The organism is Burkholderia contaminans, from assembly GCF_029633825.1.
In the GTDB taxonomy this organism is placed as follows: Bacteria; Pseudomonadota; Gammaproteobacteria; order Burkholderiales; family Burkholderiaceae; genus Burkholderia; species Burkholderia contaminans.
In genome coordinates this window covers 3,196,368-3,218,432 of sequence record NZ_CP090640.1, presented here as the reverse complement: position 1 = coordinate 3,218,432, position 22,065 = coordinate 3,196,368, and the positions used below count along the sequence as shown (strand labels likewise).

19 protein-coding genes and 1 pseudogene are annotated in these 22,065 nt (G+C 66.5%); 18 read left to right on the top strand and 2 right to left on the bottom strand.

Annotated features, from left to right (window positions below):
* Positions 1-81 precede the first annotated feature (81 nt).
* From LXE91_RS14980 to LXE91_RS14940, 9 genes and pseudogenes are all read left to right on the top strand, one after another.
* Positions 82-2,456 (top strand): annotated as a pseudogene (locus LXE91_RS14980) (DNA polymerase III subunit gamma/tau).
* Between the two features lie 92 nt (positions 2,457-2,548).
* Positions 2,549-2,875: a YbaB/EbfC family nucleoid-associated protein gene (locus LXE91_RS14975; protein ID WP_006482124.1), complete on the top strand. Its 327-nt coding sequence runs from the start codon at positions 2,549-2,551 to the stop codon at positions 2,873-2,875.
* A 31-nt stretch (positions 2,876-2,906) separates the two neighbouring features.
* Positions 2,907-3,503, top strand: a complete 597-nt coding sequence (gene recR / locus LXE91_RS14970) for a recombination mediator RecR (RefSeq protein WP_006478665.1) — start codon at positions 2,907-2,909, stop codon at positions 3,501-3,503.
* A 48-nt stretch (positions 3,504-3,551) separates the two neighbouring features.
* A complete protein-coding gene (locus LXE91_RS14965) occupies positions 3,552-4,757 on the top strand; it encodes a CaiB/BaiF CoA transferase family protein (protein WP_039360293.1) in 1,206 nt (401 codons plus the stop codon).
* A 222-nt stretch (positions 4,758-4,979) separates the two neighbouring features.
* Positions 4,980-5,741, top strand: a complete 762-nt coding sequence (gene surE, locus LXE91_RS14960; RefSeq protein WP_039360290.1) for a 5'/3'-nucleotidase SurE — start codon at positions 4,980-4,982, stop codon at positions 5,739-5,741.
* A complete protein-coding gene (locus LXE91_RS14955) occupies positions 5,738-6,670 on the top strand; it encodes a protein-L-isoaspartate(D-aspartate) O-methyltransferase (RefSeq protein WP_039360352.1) in 933 nt (310 codons plus the stop codon). Before surE ends, LXE91_RS14955 begins: the two co-directional genes overlap by 4 nt.
* A 5-nt stretch (positions 6,671-6,675) precedes the next feature.
* Positions 6,676-7,563, top strand: coding sequence for a peptidoglycan DD-metalloendopeptidase family protein (locus tag LXE91_RS14950; protein WP_039360286.1), 888 nt, complete (start codon positions 6,676-6,678; stop codon positions 7,561-7,563).
* 11 nt (positions 7,564-7,574) lie between these two features.
* On the top strand, positions 7,575-8,663 hold the full coding sequence (gene rpoS, locus LXE91_RS14945; RefSeq protein WP_039360284.1) for an RNA polymerase sigma factor RpoS: 1,089 nt from the start codon (positions 7,575-7,577) through the stop codon (positions 8,661-8,663).
* Positions 8,664-8,666: 3 nt separating this feature from the next.
* Positions 8,667-9,443: a 3'-5' exonuclease gene (locus LXE91_RS14940; RefSeq protein WP_039360281.1), complete on the top strand. Its 777-nt coding sequence runs from the start codon at positions 8,667-8,669 to the stop codon at positions 9,441-9,443.
* A 33-nt stretch (positions 9,444-9,476) separates the two neighbouring features.
* On the opposite strand, the gene LXE91_RS14935 is transcribed toward LXE91_RS14940, so the two are convergent.
* Positions 9,477-10,331 (bottom strand): endonuclease/exonuclease/phosphatase family protein, encoded by an 855-nt coding sequence (locus tag LXE91_RS14935; RefSeq protein WP_039360278.1) that lies wholly within the window; start codon positions 10,329-10,331, stop codon positions 9,477-9,479.
* A gap of 166 nt (positions 10,332-10,497) precedes the next feature.
* Between LXE91_RS14935 and rlmD the strand changes: the two genes are divergently transcribed.
* Positions 10,498-11,952, top strand: coding sequence for a 23S rRNA (uracil(1939)-C(5))-methyltransferase RlmD (rlmD, locus tag LXE91_RS14930; RefSeq protein WP_039360276.1), 1,455 nt, complete (start codon positions 10,498-10,500; stop codon positions 11,950-11,952).
* Between the two features lie 65 nt (positions 11,953-12,017).
* Here rlmD and LXE91_RS14925 read toward each other — a convergent pair whose 3' ends face one another.
* Positions 12,018-12,716 (bottom strand): Bax inhibitor-1/YccA family protein, encoded by a 699-nt coding sequence (locus LXE91_RS14925; protein ID WP_039360273.1) that lies wholly within the window; start codon positions 12,714-12,716, stop codon positions 12,018-12,020.
* A 249-nt stretch (positions 12,717-12,965) separates the two neighbouring features.
* On the opposite strand from LXE91_RS14925, the gene ndk reads away from it, so the two are divergent.
* The 8 genes from ndk to der all read left to right on the top strand — a co-directional run bounded on the left by ndk (position 12,966) and on the right by der (position 22,007).
* The gene (gene ndk / locus LXE91_RS14920) at positions 12,966-13,391 is read left to right on the top strand and encodes a nucleoside-diphosphate kinase (protein WP_006478674.1); all 426 of its coding nucleotides are present in this window, start codon (positions 12,966-12,968) and stop codon (positions 13,389-13,391) included.
* Positions 13,392-13,446: 55 nt separating this feature from the next.
* Positions 13,447-14,586: a dual-specificity RNA methyltransferase RlmN gene (gene rlmN / locus LXE91_RS14915; RefSeq protein ID WP_039360269.1), complete on the top strand. Its 1,140-nt coding sequence runs from the start codon at positions 13,447-13,449 to the stop codon at positions 14,584-14,586.
* Between the two features lie 164 nt (positions 14,587-14,750).
* Entirely contained in the window at positions 14,751-15,776 is a 1,026-nt protein-coding gene (locus LXE91_RS14910; protein ID WP_039360266.1) for a helix-turn-helix domain-containing protein, read from the top strand.
* 112 nt (positions 15,777-15,888) lie between these two features.
* Positions 15,889-17,193, top strand: coding sequence for a flavodoxin-dependent (E)-4-hydroxy-3-methylbut-2-enyl-diphosphate synthase (gene ispG / locus LXE91_RS14905; RefSeq protein WP_039360263.1), 1,305 nt, complete (start codon positions 15,889-15,891; stop codon positions 17,191-17,193).
* Between the two features lie 16 nt (positions 17,194-17,209).
* Positions 17,210-18,550: a histidine--tRNA ligase gene (hisS, locus tag LXE91_RS14900; protein ID WP_039360260.1), complete on the top strand. Its 1,341-nt coding sequence runs from the start codon at positions 17,210-17,212 to the stop codon at positions 18,548-18,550.
* A gap of 55 nt (positions 18,551-18,605) precedes the next feature.
* Positions 18,606-19,235 (top strand): tetratricopeptide repeat protein, encoded by a 630-nt coding sequence (locus tag LXE91_RS14895; protein ID WP_039360256.1) that lies wholly within the window; start codon positions 18,606-18,608, stop codon positions 19,233-19,235.
* A 41-nt stretch (positions 19,236-19,276) separates the two neighbouring features.
* Positions 19,277-20,422 carry an outer membrane protein assembly factor BamB gene (bamB, locus tag LXE91_RS14890; protein WP_039360253.1) on the top strand — a complete coding sequence of 382 codons (1,146 nt, stop codon included), beginning with the start codon at positions 19,277-19,279 and terminating at the stop codon, positions 20,420-20,422.
* Positions 20,423-20,669: 247 nt separating this feature from the next.
* Positions 20,670-22,007, top strand: coding sequence for a ribosome biogenesis GTPase Der (der, locus tag LXE91_RS14885; RefSeq protein ID WP_046197066.1), 1,338 nt, complete (start codon positions 20,670-20,672; stop codon positions 22,005-22,007).
* Positions 22,008-22,065 lie beyond the last annotated feature (58 nt).

Below are 22,065 nucleotides of genomic sequence, written 5' to 3'. Positions count from 1 at the left end.
CTCCGTTTTACCTGCGCGTTGCCTGTCTTCCGCACCGTTTCGCGTGTCGGCGCGACGCAGCGTTACTGATACAATTTCCCGATGACCTATCAAGTTCTCGCACGCAAGTGGCGTCCGAAGGATTTCGCTTCGCTCGTCGGCCAGGAGCACGTCGTCAGGGCGCTTACGCACGCGCTCGACGGCGGGCGTCTCCATCACGCCTATCTGTTTACCGGAACCCGCGGTGTCGGCAAGACGACGCTGTCGCGGATCTTCGCCAAGGCACTCAATTGTGAAATCGGCGTTACGTCGCAGCCGTGCGGCGTGTGCCGTGCCTGTCGCGAGATCGACGAAGGGCGATTCGTCGATTACGTCGAGATGGATGCCGCGAGCAACCGCGGCGTCGACGAAATGGCCGCACTGCTCGAGCGCGCGGTGTACGCGCCCGTCGATGCGCGCTTCAAGGTCTACATGATCGACGAAGTGCACATGCTGACGAATCACGCGTTCAACGCGATGCTGAAGACGCTCGAGGAGCCGCCGCCGCACGTCAAGTTCATCCTCGCGACCACCGATCCGCAGAAAATCCCCGTGACCGTGCTGTCGCGCTGCCTGCAGTTCAACCTGAAGCAGATGCCGGCCGGGCACATCGTGTCGCATCTCGAACGGATCCTCGGCGAAGAGCAGATCACGTTCGAGCTGCAGGCGCTGCGCCTGCTCGCGCGTGCCGCGCAGGGCAGCATGCGCGACGCGCTGTCGCTCACCGACCAGGCGATCGCCTATTCGGCGAACGAGGTGACCGAGTCGGCCGTGTCGGGCATGCTCGGCGCGCTCGACCAGACTTACATGGTGCGTCTGCTCGACGCGCTCGCCGCAGGCAGCGGCTCGGAAATCCTGGCGATTGCCGACGAGATGTCGCTGCGCAGCCTGTCGTTCTCGACCGCGCTTCAGGATCTCGCGAGCCTGCTGCATCGCATCGCGTGGGCGCAGTTCGCGCCGGGCTCGGTGCTCGACGAATGGCCCGAAGCGGGCGACCTGCGCCGCTTCGCCGAGACGCTGAGCCCCGAGCAGGTCCAGTTGTTCTATCAGATCGCGACGGTCGGTCGTGCCGAGCTCGGCCTGGCGCCGGACGAGTACGCCGGTTTCACGATGACGCTGCTGCGGATGCTCGCGTTCGAGCCGGCGGTTGCCGCCGGCAGTGCGCCGGGCGGCCAGCCGTCCGCGCCGCGTGCGGTGCCGGGCCCGCGCGTGGCGGCGGCATCGGCCGCTGCGGCGAAGCCGGTATCGGCTAAACCTGCCGAAGCAGTGCGGCCGCAGGCTATTGCTCCGGCACCGCCCGCGGCACCGGTTGCGCGTGCAGCGCCGGTACAGTCCGGCGACGAAGCAGACCGGCCGGCCGTGACGCCGGCTGCCGTCGATGCAGCCGCGCCGGCCCCGATTGACGCGCCAGTCATCGAAGTGCCGCGGTCGCAGACGGCTGCAGCACCGCAAGCGGAGCCGGCCGGCGACAACCCGGCACCGGTACGCAAGGAACCCGAGCGGCCTGCTGCCCCGCCTGCTGCCGTTACGCAGCGAAGCGACGAGCCGGCTGCGCCGGCCGAACCGATGCCGCGCGCTGCGCCGCCTGAGCCCGCCGCGCGTCCGGCGGCGCGTTCCGGCGGAGCCGCTGCCGCGCTCGACGTGTTGCGCAATGCGGGGATGCGCGTGTCGTCCGACCGCGGGCGCGCAGGCGCCGCCGCCGCGAAAACGGCTGCCCAGCCGGTCGCCGAGAAGCCGGCCGCACCGCGTCCCGCCGCCGTCCAGTGCCGACGCCGCGCGCTGCCGCCCGTGCACCGCAGGCAGCCGATTCGCGCCGGGCTTCGCCGCCGTGGGAGGACATCCCGCCCGACGACTACGTGCCGCTCAGCGCCGACGAAATGTTCGGCGGCCCGCCCGACGATGGCTTCGTGCCGGTATTCGACAGCGGCCCCGACGATGTGCGCGTGGCGCCGAGGCCGGCGGAAACCCGTCCGTCCGCACCGGTCGACACGCGTCCGTTGCCGCCTGCGATCGCACTCGATCCGGTCGGCTTCGACGGCGAATGGCCGGCGCTCGCCGCGCGGCTGCCGCTCAAGGGCGTCGCGTACCAGCTCGCGTTCAACAGTGAACTGACGGCTGTCGATGCGACGACGTTGAAGCTTTCCGTACCGGTGCCGCAATATGCGGACGCCGCGCAGGTCGCGAAGCTGAAGGCCGCGCTGGCCGACGCGCTCGGCAAGCCGGTCGAGGTGGCGGTCGAGGTCGGGCCCGCGCGGCGCACCGCGGCGGCGCTCGACGCGGCCGCGCGCGCGGCACGCCAGCGCGAGGCCGAGCAGGAGATTCACGGCGATCCGTTCGTCCAGCAGCTCGTGCGCGATTTCGGCGCGCGCATCGTAGAAGGTTCGGTGCGCCCGCTCGCCGATGCGGCGCCGGACGGCCCGCCGCCGACACTGCATTGAACTGACCGCCCCGCGACAGGCACAATCACGCCCACACATAGGCCGGCACGCGCCGCGTGCCGGTTTTCACACGATCAAGAAGGAGTATTCCCATGTTGAAAGGCAACCTCGCCGGACTGATGAAGCAAGCGCAGCAAATGCAGGAAAACATGAAGAAGATGCAGGAGCAGCTTGCGCTGATCGAAGTCGAAGGGCAGTCGGGCGCCGGCCTCGTCAAGGTGACGATGACGTGCCGCAACGAAGTGCGTCGCGTGTCGATCGACCCGAGCCTGCTCGCGGACGACAAGGACATGCTCGAGGACCTCGTCGCGGCTGCGTTCAACGATGCCGTGCGCAAGGCCGAAGCGACGTCGCAGGAAAAGATGAGCGGCATGACGTCGGGCCTGCCGCTGCCCCCGGGCTTCAAGCTGCCGTTCTGAGCACCGCGCCCGTGCCACTTTTTGCCCCCGTATGAAACAGCCGTCCGCCCTGTCCGCTCTCGTCGAAGCGTTGCGCGTGCTGCCCGGCGTCGGGCCGAAATCCGCGCAGCGCATGGCGGTCCACCTGATGCAGCACGATCGGGAGGGCGCGGAGCGGCTCGGCCGGTCGCTGCTGTTCGCGACCGAGCACCTGCAGCACTGCGAGAAGTGCAACACGTTCACCGAAGCGCAGATCTGCGAGGTCTGCAGCGACGAAGAGCGTGATCCGACGCTGCTGTGCGTCGTCGAGACGCCTGCCGACCAGATCATGCTCGAGCAGACGATGACTTACCGCGGGCTGTATTTCGTGCTGATGGGTCGGCTGAGCCCGCTCGACGGGATCGGTCCGAAGGAAATCCATTTCGATCGCCTCGTGCGGCGCGCGTCCGACGGTGTCGTCAAGGAAGTCGTGCTCGCGACCAACTTCACGAACGAAGGCGAAGCCACCGCGCACTACCTCGGGCAGACGCTGAAGGCGCGCGGGCTCGCGGTCACGCGCCTCGCGCGCGGCGTGCCGGTGGGCGGTGAGCTCGAATACGTCGACGCGGGCACCATCGCCCGCGCGATGCTCGACCGCCGCACGATGTAAGCCGGGCGCCGCCGGCGGGCGGCGCCGTTCCTCATGCCAGGGAGACACATGAGCACCAGCCAGGGTCCGCTCGCGGGCGTCAAAGTGCTCGAATTCGGAACGCTGATCGCGGGGCCCTTCGCGTCGCGGCTGTTCGCCGAATTCGGCGCGGAAGTGATCAAGATCGAGGATCCGAACGGGGGCGACCCGCTGCGCAAGTGGCGCAAGCTCCATCCGGAGCAGGGCGGCACGTCGCTGTGGTGGTCCGTTCAGGCGCGCAACAAGAAATCGGTCACGCTCAACTTGAAAGCCGACGCCGGCAAGGCGATCGCGCGTCAACTTGCGCGCGAGGCAGACATCGTGATCGAGAATTTCCGCCCGGGCCTGCTCGAAAAGCTCGGGCTCGGCTACGACGTGCTGTCGGCCGACAACCCGGGCCTCGTGATGGTGCGCCTGTCCGGCTACGGGCAGACCGGCCCGTACCGCGACCGGCCCGGCTTCGGCGCGATCGCCGAATCGATGGGCGGGCTGCGTCACATCACCGGCTATCCCGAACTGCCGCCGCCGCGCATCGGCATCTCGATCGGCGATTCGATCGCCGCGCTGCACGGTGTGATCGGCGCGCTGATGGCGCTGCATCACCGCAAGGTCAACGGCGGTGCGGGGCAGGTGGTCGACGTTGCGCTGTATGAAGCCGTCTTCAACATGATGGAAAGCGTGGTGCCCGAATACGGCGTGTACGGGATGGTGCGCGAGCGCACCGGCGCGTCGCTGCCGGGCATCGTGCCGTCGAATACGTATGCGTGCCGCGACGGCAGCATCGTGATCGGCGGCAACAGCGATCCGATCTTCAAGCGGCTGATGAAGGCGATCGAGCGCGACGATCTCGCCGACGATCCCGCGCTCGCGCAAAACGACGGGCGCGTGCCGCGCACGCAGGAGATCGACGACGCGATTGCCGCGTGGCTTGCGCCGCGCACGATCGAAGAAGCGCTCGTCGTGCTCAACGCGGCCGACGTGCCGGCCGGGCGTATCTATAGCGCGGCCGACATGTTCACCGATCCGCAGTTCGTCGCGCGGCAGATGATCCAGCGCTTCAAGCTGGCCGACGGCACCGACATTCCGTTGCCGAACATCACGCCGAAACTGTCCGACACGCCGGGCGAAACACGCTGGCTCGGGCCCGAACTCGGCGAGCACACGGACGAGGTGCTGCGCGGTCTCGGCTACGACGCGCAGGCGATTGCCGCATTGCGCGACGCGGGCGCGATTTGATCCCCCTCGGGCCTGTCGCTTCGCGCCAGGCTCCTGGAGCGGCGCATTCCCCAAGGGGGCTCCGCTGGCGGGGGAAAACCCGGGGCGATGCGGTGTTTTCCCGAGCACGCAGAACGCCGCAGCGCAACGCGGCGGCGCGGCGTGTCCGGGGGGCCGCAACCGTCCATCCGTAGTCGCCGGACTGTCGCTCTCGCGCCATCTTTCCTCGGTTACAATCGCCGGATGCGAATCCTACTCAGCAACGACGACGGCTATCTCGCCCCCGGTCTCGCCGCGCTCAGCGACGCGCTGCAGCCGCTGGCCGAGCTCACGGTGATCGCGCCCGAGCAGAACTGCAGCGGCGCGTCGAATTCCCTCACGTTGTCGCGGCCGCTGTCGGTGCAGCGCGCGGCGAGTACGGGTTTCTTCTACGTGAACGGCACGCCGACCGATTCGGTACACATCGCGTTGACGGGGATGGCCGAAGCCAGCCCGGACCTCGTCGTTTCCGGGATCAACAACGGCCAGAACATGGGCGAAGACACGCTCTATTCGGGGACAGTTGCGGCCGCCACCGAAGGCATCATGTTCGGCGTGCCGGCCATCGCATTCTCGCTGGTCGACAAGGGCTGGGCCCATCTGGCCGACGCCGCGCGCGTCGCCGCGGAGATCGTCGAGCACTATCTCGCGCATCCGCTGCCGGGCCAGCCGCTGCTCAACGTCAATATTCCGAACCTGCCGTACGACGAACTGAAAGGCTGGAAGGTCACGCGCCTCGGCAAGCGTCATCCGTCGCAGCCGGTGATTCGCCAGACCGACCCGCGCGGCGAACCGATCTACTGGATCGGCGCGGCAGGTGAAGCGCTGGACGCCAGCGACGGCACCGATTTTCACGCAGTGGCAAACGGTTTCGTGTCGATCACGCCGCTGCAACTGGACCTCACGCATACGCAGATGCTGCCCGCGACGCGCGAATGGGCGCGCGCCGGAGGGCGGGCTTCATGAGCGGCGAGCGCGCGAAGCGGTTCCCGCTCGCGCTCGAAGATCTCAAGCGAGCGCCACGCAAGTCGGAAGGTCGGGCCGGCGAACGCCATGCGGCGGTCGCGGTATCGAAGGCCGCCGACAAGCCTGCAGCCGTGCTGAAACCGGTTGCGGTGAAGCCTGCCGTGGTGCGGACGGCATTGCCCGGCTCCGCCGCGGCGAAGCCCGCGACCGTTCCGAAGCCGACCGCGCCGAAGCCCGCCATGCCGAAGCCGGCCGCGCCGAGCGTCGCGCCGGCCGGCGCGTTCGCGCTTACGTCGGAACGCGTGCGCGAACGGATGGTCGAACGGCTGCGCGCGAACGGTGTGACCGACGCGCGCGTGCTGGAAGCGATGGCCGCGGTGCCGCGACACATGTTCGTGGATCCGGGGCTCGCGACGCAGGCTTACGAGGATTCGGCGTTGCCGATCGGCCACCAGCAGACCATATCAAAGCCGTCGGTCGTCGCGCGCATGATCGAGCTCGCGATGGCCGGCCGCACGCTCGAGCGCGTCCTCGAGATCGGCACGGGCTGCGGCTATCAGGCCGCCGTGCTGAGCCACGTGGCGCGCGACGTGTATTCGATTGAACGCATCAAGCCGCTCTACGAGCGCGCGAAGCTGAACCTGCGGCCGCTGCGCGTGCCGAACATCCGTCTGCACTACGGCGACGGGCGTGTCGGCCTGCCGTCCGCGGCCCCGTTCGACGCGATCGTGATCGCGGCGGCGGGGCTCGACGTGCCGCAGGCGCTGCTCGAACAGCTCGCGATCGGCGGGCGGCTCGTCGCGCCGGTCGGCGCGCAGAGCGGGCAGCACCAGGTACTCACGCTCGTCGAGCGCGTCGCGCACGCGCAATGGCGAGCGTCACGGCTTGATCGCGTTTTCTTTGTCCCTTTAAAATCCGGAGTAATTTGAAACCGATGAGTATGTTGCGCGCGATGCAAAACAACCGTTCCAGGGAACCGCTCACGCTCGCCCAGCGGGCGATCTGCGTAGCTGCGTTCTCCACGCTTCTGGCCGCCTGTGCGACGCGGCTCGACAACGCGCCCGTCGTCGATCGCTCCGGTTCGCTCGGCACGACCGGCGCCGCGCAGCCCGCGGCGCCGCTCCCGCCGGCGCCGCCGGGTTACTACCGGGTGAAGCCGGGCGATACGCTGTACCGGATCGCACTCGAAAACGGGCAGAACTATCGCGACATCGCCGCGTGGAACAACCTGGCGAACCCGAACCAGATTGAAGTCGATCAGCTGCTGCGCGTTTCGCCGCAGGCCGGTGCCGCCGTTGCGGGCACGCAGGTCGCCGCGCCGATCGCGGGCGCCGCCGTTGCGACCGCGCCGCTCAGCAGCGGTCCGGCAACGCCGGCCGCCGGTACGTCGTCGTCGGTCGCGACGCCGCCTGCCGCCGCAGCCGCATCGAGCGATACGGCAGCCGCGCCGAGCGGCCCCGTGACGTTCGCATGGCCCGCGCGCGGTCCCGTGCTGAACGGTTTCGACGACGCGAAAAACAAGGGCGTCAATATCGGCGGGTCGGCCGGCGAGACCGTGAAGGCGGCGGCCGACGGTCGCGTTGTCTACTCCGGTAATGGTCTGCGCGGCTACGGCAACCTCATTATCATCAAGCACGATGCAACTTACCTCACGGCGTATGCACACAATCGCGCTTTGATGGTAAAAGAGGGGGACGCGGTAACGAAGGGGCAGAAGATCGCCGAGATGGGGAACAGCGATTCCGACCGCGTGATGCTGCATTTCGAGGTTCGCCGGCAGGGTAAACCTGTCGATCCGCTGAAGTATTTGCCGCCTCAATAACCGAGACGACCATGCCGAAATCGAAGCGCCACGAGCCGCAAGCCGAGTCTGAGAAGATCAGTCGTGCCACGCAAGCATCGGTGGGGCGAGCTGGTGCTTCGACGGACGACGAAGACGATGTCGCGGAAAACGAGCGTGACCTCGAGGCACGCGACTCTGACGCGGAAGGCGGCGACGACGAGCGCGAAGGCCGCGCCGAGGCGGCGCCCGACGTCGACGATTTCCGCACGCTGCTGCAGGCCGAGCTCACGGCCGACACGATCCAGCATTACCTGAACCGCATCAGCGTGAAGCCGCTGCTCACCGTCGAGGAGGAGCAGCGCTATTCGCGTCTGGCCAAGGCCGGCGAATTCGAGGCGCGGCAGGTGATGATCGAGCGCAACCTGCGTCTCGTCGTCAGCATCGCGAAGGGGTATCTGAACCGTGGCGTGCCGCTGCTCGACCTGATCGAGGAAGGCAACCTCGGCCTGATGCATGCAATCGAAAAATTCGACCCGACGCGCGGCTTCCGCTTCTCGACCTACGCGACGTGGTGGATCCGGCAGAGCATCGAGCGCGCGATCATGAATCAGGCCCGCACGGTGCGCCTGCCCGTGCATGTGATCCGCGAACTGAACCAGGTGCTGCGCGCGAAGCGTCACCTCGAAAAGAACTCGATGTCGACGGGCGAGGCGGCCGAGCGCCGTGAAGCCAGCATCGACGACATCGCCTATCTCACCGGCAAGACCGCCGAGGAAGTCACCGACATCCTCGCGCTCAACGAGCACACGGCGTCGCTCGATGCGCCCCTCGACCTCGATCCCGCGAGCAGCCTGCTCGACCTGCTGCCGGACGACCAGAGCCAGTCGCCCGACGCGGAGGTGCAGCACCGCGAGCTCGAGACGCTGACGCGCGCGTGGCTGTCGCGGCTGTCCGACAAGCATCGGCATGTGATCGAGCGCCGCTTCGGCCTGAACCACATCGAACCGGCAACGCTTGAGGAGCTGGCCGACGAGATGGGGCTTACACGCGAGCGCGTGCGCCAGATCCAGCAGGAAGCGCTGGTGCGCCTCAAGCGGTTTTTTGCCTCCAACGGTGTGCGCAAGGACGCCGTTCTGTAACTGATGACTCCGATTCTTGTTTTTGACATCGAGACGATTCCCGATGTCGACGGCATTCGCCGTCTGGAAGACCTGCCCGCGACGCTCGACGATGCCGCGGTGGCCGAACATGCGTTCGCGGCCCGTCGCGAGAAGACCGGCGGCGATTTCCTGCCGCACCACCTGCAGCGCATCGCGGCGATTTCGTGCGTGTTTCGCGACAACAACGGGTTTCGCGTGCGCTCGCTCGGCACGCCGCAGGACAACGAAGCGACGCTGATCCAGTCGTTCTACCGCGTGATCGAGAAATACACGCCGCAGCTCGTGTCGTGGAACGGCGGCGGCTTCGATCTGCCGGTGCTCCATTACCGCGCGCTCGTGCACGGCATTCCCGCGAGCCGCTACTGGGACCTCGGCGAGGACGACCGCGATTTCAAGTGGAACAACTACATCTCGCGTTACCACTCGCGGCATACCGACCTGATGGATGTGCTCGCGATGTACCAGGCGCGCGCGAACGCGCCGCTCGACGCGCTCGCGAAGATGTGCGGCTTTCCGGGCAAGCTCGGCATGGACGGCAGCCAGGTTTGGCCGGCGTTCCAGGCCGGGCGGATCGAGGAAATCCGCAACTATTGCGAAACCGACGTCGTCAATACCTACCTGCTGTATTGCCGGTTTCAGTTGATGCGCGGCGGCCTGACGCCGAGCGAGTATGCGGACGAGATCCTGCTCGTGAAGAACTCGCTTGCGCAGGAACCTGCGTCGCACTGGGCCGAATACCTGGCCGGTTTCGACGCGTAGTGCGGGCGAGGTGCGCCGCGGACGGTGGCGCGATCATGCGAGTTCGAGCAGCACCGGCTGGTGATCGGACGCGCGCACGTCGCCGTCGATCTCGCAGCGCGTGACGCGTGGCACCAGCGTTTCGGTCACGAACACGAAGTCGCACGCGAGCGGCCCCTCCGACCATTGCACCGTATCGTAGACCCCCGCCGTCGGCGGTGGCGGCCGGCCGGGGTGTCGTGCGACCCATGCGTCGACGAAGCGCGGCGCCTCATCGATCGGCTCCAGGAATCGGCAATAGGCGTCGCTGCCGAATGCGCTGTTGAAGTCGCCGCAAACGATCGCATCGCACGGCTGGCCGGTTGCACTGAACGGCCCCTCGGCGGTTTCGGCAGGCGCCGGTCGTGCCGCGTGCGCGCAGGCCTCGCGGTGCCGGTCGCGCAATGCGTCGACCTGGGCGAGCCGCTGGCGCGCCGAATAATATTCCAGATGCGTGGTGACCACCCGCAGTGGCCCGAAGGGCGCCTGCAACTCGACGTCGAGCGCGACGCGTGGCATCGACGGCGCGCCGGCGTCGGCCGGCCAAGGCAGCAACTGGCGGAGCACGCGCCTGACCGGCAGCCGGGTTGCGATCGCGTTGCCGAACTGGCGGCGCGGTGCGCCGGTTTCGATGGGCGGCAAGTCGGCGCCGATCGCTTCGGCGATCGTATATCCGGGCAGCAGTGCCGCGAGTTCGGCGAACTGGTCGGCACCGGGCCCGCCGGGCAGTGCACCAAAGCCGCGCGTGACTTCCTGCAGGCACAGCACGTCGAAGTCGCCGAGCGCGCGGATCGCGGCGACGGTGCGTGAAAGATCGACGCCGCCGTCCGCGTCCCGACCCCATTGGATGTTCCAGTCGATCAGCTTCATGGTCGAATCTCCTGTCGGGCGGATCCCGGGCCCGGAGCCGCTTGTGAGTCGGCGCGACGGGCCACGCGCGGCCACGGGTGCGCCCGGGCCGTCTGTCTGGCCGTTTCGGCGCAATGCCGGGCCGGCTATGCTTAAGTATCGACGCTTGGCGCATGCAAAGCGGGCGATGCGGGCCTGCGTCGTCTACAATCTCGCCTTCTTCAACGTTTGTCAGGAAAAGCTGGTGTCCGAAGCCGTCCCCACTTCTGCGCGCAAATCAAGAAATGCGCCCGTCGCGCCCGGAATCGCCCCGGTCCTCGAGATCGAATCGCTCGACATGGAAGCGCGCGGTGTCGGCCGCACGATTACCGAGGACGGCGAGCCGGGCAAGGTCATCTTCGTCGAGGGCGCGCTGCCGGGCGAGCGCGTGACCTATTCGAGCTTCCGCCGCAAGCCGAGCTACGAGCAGGCGACGGTTGTCGACATTCTGCGCCCGAGCGTGATGCGCACGAAGCCGAAATGCGCGTTCTTCGGCACCTGCGGCGGCTGCTCGATGCAGCATCTCGACATGCGTGCCCAGGTGGCGGTCAAGCAGCGCGTGCTCGAAGACAACCTGTGGCACCTGGCGAAGCTGCGCGCGGAAACGATGTTCGCGCCGATCCATGGCCCGTCGTGGGGCTATCGCTACCGCGCACGCCTGACCGTGCGCAACGTCGCGAAGAAGGGCGGCGTGCTGGTCGGATTCCACGAGAAGAAGAGCAGCTACGTCGCCGACATGACGAGCTGCGAAGTGTTGCCGCCGCACGTGTCGGCGATGCTCGTGCCGCTGCGCAGGCTCGTAGAGGGGCTGTCGATTCGCGATCGGATGCCGCAGATCGAACTCGCGGTCGGTTCGGAAGTGACGGCGCTCGTGCTGCGTGTGCTGGAGCCGATCAACGCGGACGACGAAGCGCTGCTGCGCGCGTTCGCGGACGAGCACAAGGTGCAGTTCTGGCTGCAGCCCAAAGGCCCTGATACGGTGACGCCGTTCTATCCGCTCGACGTGTCGCTCGATTACACGCTGCCGGAATTCGGCATCCGCATGCCGTTCAAGCCGACCGACTTCACGCAGGTCAACCATCAGATCAACCGCGTGCTGGTGGGCCGCGCGCTGCGCCTGCTCGCCCCGTCGCGCGACGACCGCGTGCTCGACCTGTTCTGCGGGATCGGCAACTTCACGCTGCCGCTCGCACGGCTGTCGCGCGAGGTGATGGGCATCGAAGGCAGCGACACGCTGACGACGCGCGCGCTGGCGAATGCGCGCGAGAACGGTGTCGACGGCCACACGACGTTCGCGTGCCGGAACCTGTTCGAAGTGACGGGCGACGACATCCGGGCGCTCGGCGCGTTCGACAAGTTCCTGATCGACCCGCCGCGCGAAGGCGCGCTCGCGGTGTCGAAGGCGCTGGCCGAGATCGCGCAGAGCGGTGAAGGCCCGCTGCCGAAGCGCATCGTCTACGTGTCGTGCAACCCGTCGACGCTCGCGCGCGATGCGGGCCTGCTCGTGCACGAGGCCGGCTACCGCCTGAAGGGTGCCGGTGTCGTGAACATGTTCCCGAATACGTCGCACGTCGAATCGATCGCGCTGTTCGAGCGCGACTGAGCCCCGGGCGACGGACGTAAAAAAACCGGCCCGCGGGCCGGTTTTTTCGTGATGTGCAGCGAACGTCAGTTGCGGTTGCCGCCGAAGATGCCGAGCAGCGCGAGCAGGTTCGTGAACACGTTGTACAGGTCGAGGTAGATCGCGAGCGTGGCCGAGATGTAGTTCGTCTCGCCGCCGTTCACGACCCGCTGGACGTCGAACAGCATGTAGGCGGAGAAGATCGCGATCGCGAGTACCGACACCGTGAGCATCAGCGCCGGGAGTTGCAGGAAGATGTTCGCGACCGATGCAAGCAGGATCACGATCACGCCCATGAACAGCCACTTGCCGAGCCCCGAGAAATCGCGCTTGCTGACGGTGGCGATCGTCGCCATCGCGGCGAAGATGATGCCGGTGCCGCCGAACGCGAGCATGATCAGCGACGGGCCGTTCGAGAAGCCGAGGATGAAGCTCAGCAGCCGGGACAGCATCAGGCCCATGAAGAACGTGAAGCCGAGCAGCACGAACACGCCGACCGAGCTGTTTTTGGTCCGCTCGATCGCGAACATGAAGCCGAACGCGATCGCGAAGAACGCGAGCAGGCTCATCATCGGGCTCGTGGCCGCGAACAGCGAGAAGCCCGTCGCGACGCCGACCCAGGCGCCCAGCACGGTCGGCACCATCGACAGCGCGAGCAGCCAGTACGTGTTCCGCAGCACGCGGTTGCGAACCTCGGCGGTGCTGACGGAACCGCCGCGGCCGAAATTGTACGGATAGTCGTTCATGGTTTCTCCTAACATTGAACGCATGGGCGTCCGGGGCCGGTTCGGCGCGCGCGGTGTGCGGCGCAGCAAACCGGAGCAGCTATGGCTAAGATACGTTCCGTGCCGGGAGGTTTCAATGGCCGGGCGGCACAAAACATATGGATTCTGAACCTTTCATGCGTGTAAGGGTTCAATCGCAATGATACACGGGATCGTGCTACAATAGCGGATTCATTTGAACCTGTAACTTCTTAATTTTTTGGAGTTTTTATGGCAATCGAGCGCACCCTGTCGATCATCAAGCCGGATGCGGTGGCAAAGAACGTGATCGGTCAGATCTACAGCCGTTTCGAAGGCGCCGGCCTGAAGATCGTCGCATCGCGCATGGCACACCTGTCGCGTGCAGACGCAGAGAAGTTCTACGCGGTTCACGCAGCGCGTCCGTTCTTCAAGGACCTCGTCGATTTCATGATCTCGGGCCCGGTGATGATCCAGGTTCTGGAAGGTGAAGGCGCGATCCTGAAGAACCGCGACCTGATGGGCGCAACGGATCCGAAGAAGGCAGAAAAGGGCACGATCCGCGCCGACTTCGCCGACAGCATCGACGCGAACGCCGTGCACGGCTCGGACGCTGCTGAGACGGCAGCGGTCGAAATCGCGTTCTTCTTCCCGGAAATGAACGTTTACTCGCGCTAAGCCCTGGCTGGCAGCAAGTAGGCAGGATTCAGCGCACGCGGCAAGGCAGCACATCATGACGAGCGAAACTTCCGTCAATCTTCTCGACTTCGATGCCGAGGGTCTTGTCGCGTACTGCGGCAGCCTCGGCGAGAAGCCGTTCCGCGCCAAGCAGTTGCAGCGCTGGATCCACCAGTACAACGCTGGCGACTTCGACGGCATGACCGATCTCGCGAAGTCCTTGAGAGAAAAACTCAAGGGCCGCGCGTTGATCGGCATGCCCGAGATCGCCAGCGATCACGTTTCCGCCGACGGCACGCGCAAGTGGCTGATCGACGTCGGAAACGGCAATGCGGTCGAAACCGTGTTCATCCCGGAAGAGACGCGCGGCACGCTGTGCGTGTCGTCGCAGGCCGGATGTGCGGTCAACTGCCGCTTCTGTTCGACGGGCAAGCAGGGTTTTTCCCGCAACCTGTCGACAGCCGAAATCATCGGCCAGCTCCGGATGGCCGAATTTGCATTGCGAGCGTCCCTGGGTCGCGCGCCCGGTCCGAACGGCAAGGCCGAACGGGTCGTCACCAACGTGGTGATGATGGGCATGGGCGAGCCGTTGCTGAATTACAGCGCGGTCGTGCCGGCGATGCGGCTGATGCTCGACGACAACGCATACGGGCTGTCGCGCCGTCGCGTCACGCTGTCGACGTCTGGCGTGGTGCCGATGATGGACCGCCTCGGCGCCGAGCTGCCGGTCGCGCTGGCCGTGTCGCTGCACGCGCCGAACGATCCGCTGCGCGACGAGCTGGTGCCGCTCAACAAGAAGTATCCGCTGCGCGAGCTGATGGCGGCTTGCCAGCGTTATCTGAAAGTCGCACCGCGCGACTTCATCACTTTCGAATACTGCATGCTGGACGGCGTCAACGACACCGAAGCGCATGCGCGCGAACTGCTGGCCGTCACACGCGACGTGCCGTGCAAGTTCAATCTGATCCCGTTCAATCCGTTTCCGGAATCGGGCCTCATCCGCTCGAAGCCGGAGCAGATCAAGCGCTTTGCACAGGTCCTCATCGATGCGGGTGTCGTCACGACCGTGCGCAAGACGCGCGGCGACGACATCGATGCCGCGTGCGGCCAGCTGGCCGGCGCAGTGAAGGACCGCACGCGCCTCGCGGAACGGACGGGCGCAGCAGGAAAGATCATCGAAGTTCGGGCGATTTGACAGGGATGCCTGGCCGGGGATGCCAGGGCCTTTAAGCGGTACAACACGCGAATAGCGATCGGTCGCGGCGCCTCGGCGTCGCGCATGGTAAGGACAGTTGCGGGTGCCGGCCGGCGTGAACCGGTGGCGGCCGCCAGTGAAGAAGAATCGACGCGAGGACAAGGATGAGTGAGCCGCAGCCGTCTAACGGCGCAGAGACGAATGGCGCGAAGCCGGCACCGGCGGGGTTGGAATCGCTTGCGGCAGTCGGCAGCCGACTGGCGCAGCTTCGGGAAACAAGGGGTTGGACCGTCGACGACGTGTCGGCGCGACTCAAGGTCGCACCGCAGAAGCTTCGGGCACTCGAGGCCGGCGACATCAGCCATTTGCCCGGCGTGACGTTCGCGCTCGGTGTCGTGCGCAGCTACGCGAAGATGCTCGGCGTCGATCCGGAGCCGTTCGCGCAGGCGTTGCGCCGTGAGCGCGGGGTGCCGGAAGTCGATCTGTCGATGCCCGCGTCGTCGGGCACGGATCTGCCGCGCGGCCGCGTGTCGATTCCGCTGGGCGGGTCGTCGCGGCACCACCCGTGGCTTTGGGGCACGGGGATCGTCGTCGTCGCGGTGGTTGCCGTACTGATGTGGCACACTGGCGGCGATTCGTCGAGCCTGCTCGCGCGCTTCAAGAGCGGCGATGCTGAGCATGCGTCGGCCGCGAGCGCGCCGGCGGCATCGTCGTCATCCGTCGAAGAGGCCGCCTCGAGCGGTGCGTCGGCCGTAGTCGCGAATGAGGTTCCGGCCCCGGCCGTTGCGTCTGCAGCCCCGGCGCCGGCAGTTGCGTCGGCTGCTCCGGCGCCTGCGCCCGTGGCGCCGGTCGTGACGGCAGCCGCGTCGCAGCCCGCCGTGGCAGCGGCGACGGCAAGCGCCGCAGTACCGGCCCAGCCGGCGAGCGTCGTGGTTGCGGCCGGCCAGTCGATGATCGAACTGAAGGTCAAGCAGGACAGCTGGTTCAGCGTGCGCGACAAGAGCGGCAAGGAGCTGTTCTCCGGGCTGGTGCACGGCGGCGAGGCGAAGCAGGTCGCCGGCGACGGCCCGTTCAAGGTCACGATCGGCAACAAGGCGGGCCTCGACGCGATCGCGTTCGACGGAAAACCTGTCGATCCGGCAAAATATTCGGCAGCGCGGGGTAATGTGGCGCGGTTCACGTTGCCCTGACGTCAAGCGCCGTGGCGAAGGCCTGTCGTCGATATCGGCAGGCCGTGAGGGCACGGCGCTTTTTCAATTCATGCGCCGCGTTGCGGCGCATTCCGCGTAAATGGATCTATCGATGCAATCCGAAGCTCAATCCCCACGCAGCAGTCAGATTTGTTCAACCGAGCCGGTGTTCGGCGGGCACAAGCCGCGCCGTGTATCGCATGCGGTGGATGTCCGCTGGGGCGGGCAGCTCGTGACGATCGGCGGCGACGCGCCGGTGCGCGTGCAGTCGATGACGAATACCGACACGGCCGACGCGATCGGCACGGCAATCCAGATCAAGGAACTCGCGAACGCGGGCTCCGAACTGGTGCGCATCACGGTCAACACGCCCGAGGCCGCGGCCGCCGTGCCGGCGATCCGCGAGCAGCTCGATCGCATGGGCGTGACCGTGCCGCTCGTCGGCGATTTCCACTACAACGGCCACCTGCTGCTGCGTGACTACCCGGGCTGCGCCGAGTCGCTGTCGAAGTACCGGATCAACCCGGGCAACGTCGGCCAGGGTGCGAAGCGCGATACGCAGTTCGCGCAGATGATCGAGGCCGCGGCCAAGTACGACAAGCCGGTGCGGATCGGCGTGAACTGGGGCAGTCTCGACCAGGACCTGCTCGCGCGCATGATGGACGAGAACGGTGCGCGTGCGCAGCCGTGGGATGCGCAGAGCGTGATGTACGAGGCGCTGATCCAGTCGGCGATCGGCTCGGCCGAGCGTGCGGTCGAACTGGGCCTCGGCCGCGACCGCATCATTCTGTCGTGCAAGGTCAGCGGCGTGCAGGACCTGATCGCCGTGTACCGCGAACTCAGCCGCCGCTGCGGCTTCGCGCTGCACCTTGGGCTGACCGAGGCCGGCATGGGCTCGAAGGGCATCGTCGCGTCGACGGCTGCACTCGGCGTGCTGCTGCAGGAAGGGATCGGCGACACGATCCGCATCTCGCTGACGCCGGAACCGGGCGCGTCGCGCACGGGTGAGGTGATCGTCGGCCAGGAAATCCTGCAGACGATGGGCCTGCGTTCGTTCGCACCGATGGTGATCGCGTGCCCGGGCTGCGGCCGTACGACGAGCACGCTGTTCCAGGAACTCGCGATGCAGATCCAGACCTACCTGCGCGAACAGATGCCGGTCTGGCGCAAGGCGTATCCGGGCGTCGAGAAAATGAACGTCGCGGTGATGGGCTGCATCGTCAACGGCCCGGGCGAATCGAAGCACGCGAACATCGGCATCAGCCTGCCGGGCTCGGGCGAGAACCCGGCCGCGCCTGTCTTCATCGACGGCGAGAAGGTCAAGACGCTGCGCGGCGAGCGGATCGCCGAGGAATTCCAGCAGATCGTCAGCGACTACGTCGAACGCAACTACGGCCGCGCTGAGGCCACGAACTAATTCGTCCACACACACGATGACTGAACAAAAACGCAAGATCGAGAAGCTCACCGGCGTCAAGGGCATGAACGACATCCTTCCGCAGGATGCCGGCCTTTGGGAGTTCTTCGAAGCTACGGTGAAATCGCTGCTGCGCGCATACGGTTACCAGAACATCCGCACGCCGATCGTCGAGCACACGCAGCTCTTCACGCGCGGCATCGGTGAGGTCACCGACATCGTCGAAAAAGAGATGTACAGCTTCACCGACGCGCTGAACGGCGAGAACCTGACGATGCGCCCGGAAAATACCGCGGCCGTCGTGCGCGCGTCGATCGAGCACAACATGCTGTACGACGGCCCGAAGCGCCTGTGGTACATCGGCCCGATGTTCCGTCACGAGCGTCCGCAGCGTGGCCGCTATCGCCAGTTCCACCAGGTCGGCGTCGAGGCGCTCGGCTTCGCGGGCCCTGATGCGGATGCCGAGATCATCATGATGTGCCAGCGCCTGTGGGACGACCTCGGCCTGACCGGCATCAAGCTCGAGATCAACTCGCTCGGCCTTGCCGAAGAGCGTGCCGCGCATCGCGTCGAACTGATCAAGTACCTCGAGCAGTTCGCCGACGTGCTCGACGAGGATGCGAAGCGCCGCCTGTATACGAACCCGCTGCGCGTGCTCGACACGAAGAACCCCGCGCTGCAGGAAATCGCGCAGAACGCGCCGAAGCTGATCGACTTCCTCGGCGACGAGTCGCGCGCGCACTTCGAAGGGCTGCAGCGCCTGCTGCTCGCGAACAACATTCCGTTCAAGATCAACCCGCGTCTCGTGCGTGGTCTGGACTACTACAACCTGACCGTGTTCGAGTGGGTGACCGACAAGCTCGGCGCGCAGGGCACGGTCGCAGCCGGCGGCCGCTACGATCCACTGATCGAGCAGCTCGGCGGCAAGCCGACCGCCGCATGCGGCTGGGCGATGGGCATCGAGCGGATCCTCGAACTGCTGAAGGAAGAGGATCTCGCGCCCGAGCAGGAGGGCGTCGACGTGTACGTCGTGCACCAGGGCGAGACCGCGCGTGAACAGGCGTTCATTGCGGCCGAGCGCCTGCGCGACACGGGCCTCGACGTGATCTTCCACTGCAGTGCCGACGGCGCGCCGGCGAGCTTCAAGTCGCAGATGAAACGGGCCGACGCAAGCGGCGCCGCGTTCGCGGTGATCTTCGGTGAAGAAGAGGTTGCAAACGGCACGGTGGGCGTGAAAGCGCTGCGCGGTGCGGGCGGAGATGGGGAAAAGAACGTTCAGCAGACCGTACCGGTCGAAGGCTTGACCGAATTCCTAATCAATGCGATGGTTGCATCCGCCGAAGACGGCGACGACTGATCGCGCTGGCATCCGCTCGACAAGAAAAGCCTGAACAGGAAGGAATCGCTCGCCGATGAGTTATCACGACGAACAAGAATCGATTGAAAGTGTCAAGGCGTGGTGGGCCCGCTGGGGCAACCTCACCACGTGGATCGTGCTCGCGGCGCTCGTCGTCGCGGCTGGTTTCAACGGCTGGAACTACTGGCAGCGCCGTCAGGCTGCCGAGGCGTCCGGGCTGTACGAACAGGTCCAGAAGGCCGCCGCCGCGAACGACAAGGCGACGATCGCTCGTGCCGCCGCCGACATGGAAGACAAGTTCGGCAGCACGCCCTATGCGCAGATGACTGCACTCTCCGCTGCGAAGACGCTGTACGCAGCCGGCGACTCGGCCGGTGCGAAGGCGCAGTTGCAATGGGCCGTCGATCACGCCAAGGACGACGAGTACAAGCAGATCGCGAAGCTGCGTCTCGCGTCGCTGCTGCTCGACGAGAAAGCGTACGATGCGGGCCTCGCGCTGCTGTCGGGTACGCCGGTCGATGCATTCAAGGGCCTCGTGGCCGATCGCCGCGGCGATCTGCTTGCCGCGCAAGGCAAGACCGACGATGCGCGTGCGGCTTACAAGCTCGCGCTCGACGGCCTGTCGAAGGACGACCAGTCCGCGCGTCAGCTCGTGCAGTTCAAGCTGGACGCGCTTGGCGGCTGAACCCCGGTCCCCTCAACCTCTTAACTCTGCTTCGCTAACCGATGAATTTGCTGAAACGTTACGCTGTGCCCGTTGCCTGCGCGGCGGCTGTCCTCGCACTGGCGGCCTGCTCGTCGTCGAAGGACGCGCGCCGCGTGCCGACGCCGCTCACCGAGTTCAAGCCCGTGATGGACGTGCAACAGGTCTGGAAGGCGAGCGTCGGCAAGGGCGGGCGCTACCTGTTCTCGCCGGTGGCCGTGGGCGACGCCGTCTACGCAGCGGGCGAGAACGGTTCGGTCGAGAAGATCGACGCGAAGACGGGCCAGACGCTCTGGCGCGCGAAGGTCGGCTCCGACCTGTCGGCCGGTGTCGGCAGTGACGGCAACCTGACCGCGGTCGGCGCGCTGAAGGGCGGCGTGTTCGTGCTGGGCCCGGATGGCAAGCAACTGTGGAAGACCAGCGTGCAGGGCGAGATCTTCTCGCCGCCGCTCGTCGGCAACGGCCTCGTGGTCGTCCGCACGATCGACGGCCAGGTGATCGCGTTCAACGCGCAGACGGGCGAACAGAAGTGGAACTACCGCAACCGCGCGGTGCCGCTGAACCTGCGCGTGTCGGCCGGCATGACGTTCGCGGGTGACGCGGCTGTGCTGGCGGGCTTCCCGGGCGGCGGGCTGGTCGCGATCAACCTGCAGACGGGCGAGCCGTTCTGGCAGACCCCGGTGTCGTTCCCGAAGGGTGTGACCGAAGTCGAGCGCATCAACGACGTCAGCGGTCCGCCGACGCTCGTGGGCGCGGAAGCCTGCGCGGTGACGTTCCAGGGTCAGCTTGGCTGCTTCGATGCGAACTCGGGCCGCCCGCTGTGGGAAAAGGCGTTCTCGAGCCGCAGCGGTCTCGCGCAGGACGATTCGGTGGTCGCCGGCGGCGACGACTGGTCGGTCGTGACTGCGTACGACGCTGCGTCGGGCAACCAGCTGTGGCGTAACGACAAGCTCAAGAGCCGTGACGTCGGCGTGCCGTATCTGCTCGGGCACGCGGTCGTGTTGGGCGATTACAAGGGCTTCGTGCACTTCCTGTCCCGCGAAGACGGCAGCTTCATCGCACGGATGAAGACCGACGGCAGTGCGATTACGGCGGCGCCGGTCCTCGCGGGCAACACGCTCGTCGTGCAGACGAAGGACGGCGGCCTGTACGGATTCCGTCCGCGCTGACGCGCAGGAAACATGCGCGGCCGTGGCGCGACGGGCTTGTCCCGCGCGCCGCGGCCGCGCGACTTGAAGGCGGCCGGTGCTCCCGGCCGCTCGGTATTTGAAAGGCAGTTCGAGACGAAAGACGACGGCGCGCAACGCGCGCCAGGCGCGCGCATCCGGCGCGGCGCGAATTCGTGATATTTTCATTCAGCGCAGCCGCCCGCAGCAGCGGGCCTCCCGCTGCTGCGCTTCACCGTAGAAAACACAGATGAAACCGGTCATTGCCCTCGTTGGGCGCCCCAATGTGGGGAAATCCACGCTGTTCAACCGGCTCACGCGCTCGCGCGATGCGCTGGTCGCCGACTTGCCGGGCCTGACGCGCGATCGCCATTACGGCGAAGGGCGCGTCGGCGAGCGGCCGTACCTGGTCGTCGATACCGGCGGCTTCGAGCCCGTCGCGAAGGACGGCATCCTGCACGAGATGGCACGCCAGACGCGGCAGGCCGTCGAGGAAGCCGACGTCGTCGTGTTCATCGTCGACGGCCGTAACGGGCTCGCGCCGCAGGACAAGTCGATCGCCGACTACCTGCGCAAGACCGGCCGGCCGATCTTCCTCGTCGTCAACAAGGCCGAGGGGATGAAGTACACGGCGGTCGCGACGGACTTCTACGAGCTCGGGCTCGGCGATCCGCGTGCGATTTCGGCTGCGCACGGTGACGGCGTCACCGACATGATCAACGAGGCGCTAGACGTCGCGTATGCGGACCGTCCGGAGGAAGAGGACGAGAACGATCCTTCGCGCGGCATCAAGATCGCGATCGTCGGCCGTCCGAACGTCGGCAAGTCGACGCTCGTGAACGCGCTGATCGGCGAGGATCGCGTGATCGCGTTCGACATGCCGGGTACGACGCGCGATTCGATCTATGTCGACTTCGAGCGTAACGGCAAGAAATACACGCTGATCGACACGGCCGGCCTGCGCCGCCGCGGCAAGGTATTCGAAGCGATCGAGAAATTTTCGGTCGTGAAGACGCTGCAGTCGATCTCCGACGCGAACGTCGTCATTCTTCTGCTGGATGCGCAGCAGGACATTTCCGACCAGGACGCGCACATCGCCGGCTTCGTCGTCGAGCAGGGCCGCGCGCTCGTGATCGGCGTCAACAAGTGGGACGGCCTTGACGAGCATGCGCGCGATCGCGCGAAAGCGGATTTGACCCGCAAGCTGAAATTCCTCGACTTCGCGAAATCGCATTTCATTTCGGCCACGAAGAAGACCGGCATCGGTACGCTGATGCGCTCGGTCGACGACGCGTACGCGGCGGCGATGGCGAAGCTGCCGACGCCGAAGCTCACGCGCGCGCTGATCGAGGCGGTCGAGTTCCAGCAGCCGCGCCGTCGCGGCCCGGTGCGTCCGAAGCTGCGCTACGCGCACCAGGGCGGCCAGAATCCGCCGATCATCGTCATCCACGGTAACGCGCTCGACGCCGTGACGGAAACGTACAAGCGTTACCTGGAAAACCGGTTCCGCGAAACTTTCTCACTGACAGGGACTCCATTGCGCATAGAGTTCCGTTCGTCGAACAACCCGTACGCGGACAAGAGCTGAAGACGTCTGTTACACGCGTCACGCAAGGGGTTGGCCGCAAGGCCTACGCCCCGGGCGG

Bases quoted from the DNA above. Each gene is read 5' to 3' on its own strand.
- LXE91_RS14950 (WP_039360286.1), top strand. From the start codon at position 6,676: ATGAGTATGTTGCGCGCGATGCAAAACAACCGTTCCAGGGAACCGCTC.
- recR (WP_006478665.1), top strand. From the start codon at position 2,907: ATGAAACAGCCGTCCGCCCTGTCCGCTCTCGTCGAAGCGTTGCGCGTG.
- LXE91_RS14975 (WP_006482124.1), top strand. From the start codon at position 2,549: ATGTTGAAAGGCAACCTCGCCGGACTGATGAAGCAAGCGCAGCAAATG.
- der (WP_046197066.1), top strand. From the start codon at position 20,670: ATGAAACCGGTCATTGCCCTCGTTGGGCGCCCCAATGTGGGGAAATCC.
- LXE91_RS14925 (WP_039360273.1), bottom strand. From the start codon at position 12,716: ATGAACGACTATCCGTACAATTTCGGCCGCGGCGGTTCCGTCAGCACC.
- ndk (WP_006478674.1), top strand. From the start codon at position 12,966: ATGGCAATCGAGCGCACCCTGTCGATCATCAAGCCGGATGCGGTGGCA.
- bamB (WP_039360253.1), top strand. From the start codon at position 19,277: ATGAATTTGCTGAAACGTTACGCTGTGCCCGTTGCCTGCGCGGCGGCT.
- rpoS (WP_039360284.1), top strand. From the start codon at position 7,575: ATGCCGAAATCGAAGCGCCACGAGCCGCAAGCCGAGTCTGAGAAGATC.
- LXE91_RS14910 (WP_039360266.1), top strand. From the start codon at position 14,751: ATGAGTGAGCCGCAGCCGTCTAACGGCGCAGAGACGAATGGCGCGAAG.
- LXE91_RS14935 (WP_039360278.1), bottom strand. From the start codon at position 10,331: ATGAAGCTGATCGACTGGAACATCCAATGGGGTCGGGACGCGGACGGC.
- hisS (WP_039360260.1), top strand. From the start codon at position 17,210: ATGACTGAACAAAAACGCAAGATCGAGAAGCTCACCGGCGTCAAGGGC.
- LXE91_RS14940 (WP_039360281.1), top strand. From the start codon at position 8,667: ATGACTCCGATTCTTGTTTTTGACATCGAGACGATTCCCGATGTCGAC.
- LXE91_RS14955 (WP_039360352.1), top strand. From the start codon at position 5,738: ATGAGCGGCGAGCGCGCGAAGCGGTTCCCGCTCGCGCTCGAAGATCTC.
- LXE91_RS14965 (WP_039360293.1), top strand. From the start codon at position 3,552: ATGAGCACCAGCCAGGGTCCGCTCGCGGGCGTCAAAGTGCTCGAATTC.
- rlmN (WP_039360269.1), top strand. From the start codon at position 13,447: ATGACGAGCGAAACTTCCGTCAATCTTCTCGACTTCGATGCCGAGGGT.
- LXE91_RS14895 (WP_039360256.1), top strand. From the start codon at position 18,606: ATGAGTTATCACGACGAACAAGAATCGATTGAAAGTGTCAAGGCGTGG.
- ispG (WP_039360263.1), top strand. From the start codon at position 15,889: ATGCAATCCGAAGCTCAATCCCCACGCAGCAGTCAGATTTGTTCAACC.
- rlmD (WP_039360276.1), top strand. From the start codon at position 10,498: ATGCGGGCCTGCGTCGTCTACAATCTCGCCTTCTTCAACGTTTGTCAG.
- surE (WP_039360290.1), top strand. From the start codon at position 4,980: ATGCGAATCCTACTCAGCAACGACGACGGCTATCTCGCCCCCGGTCTC.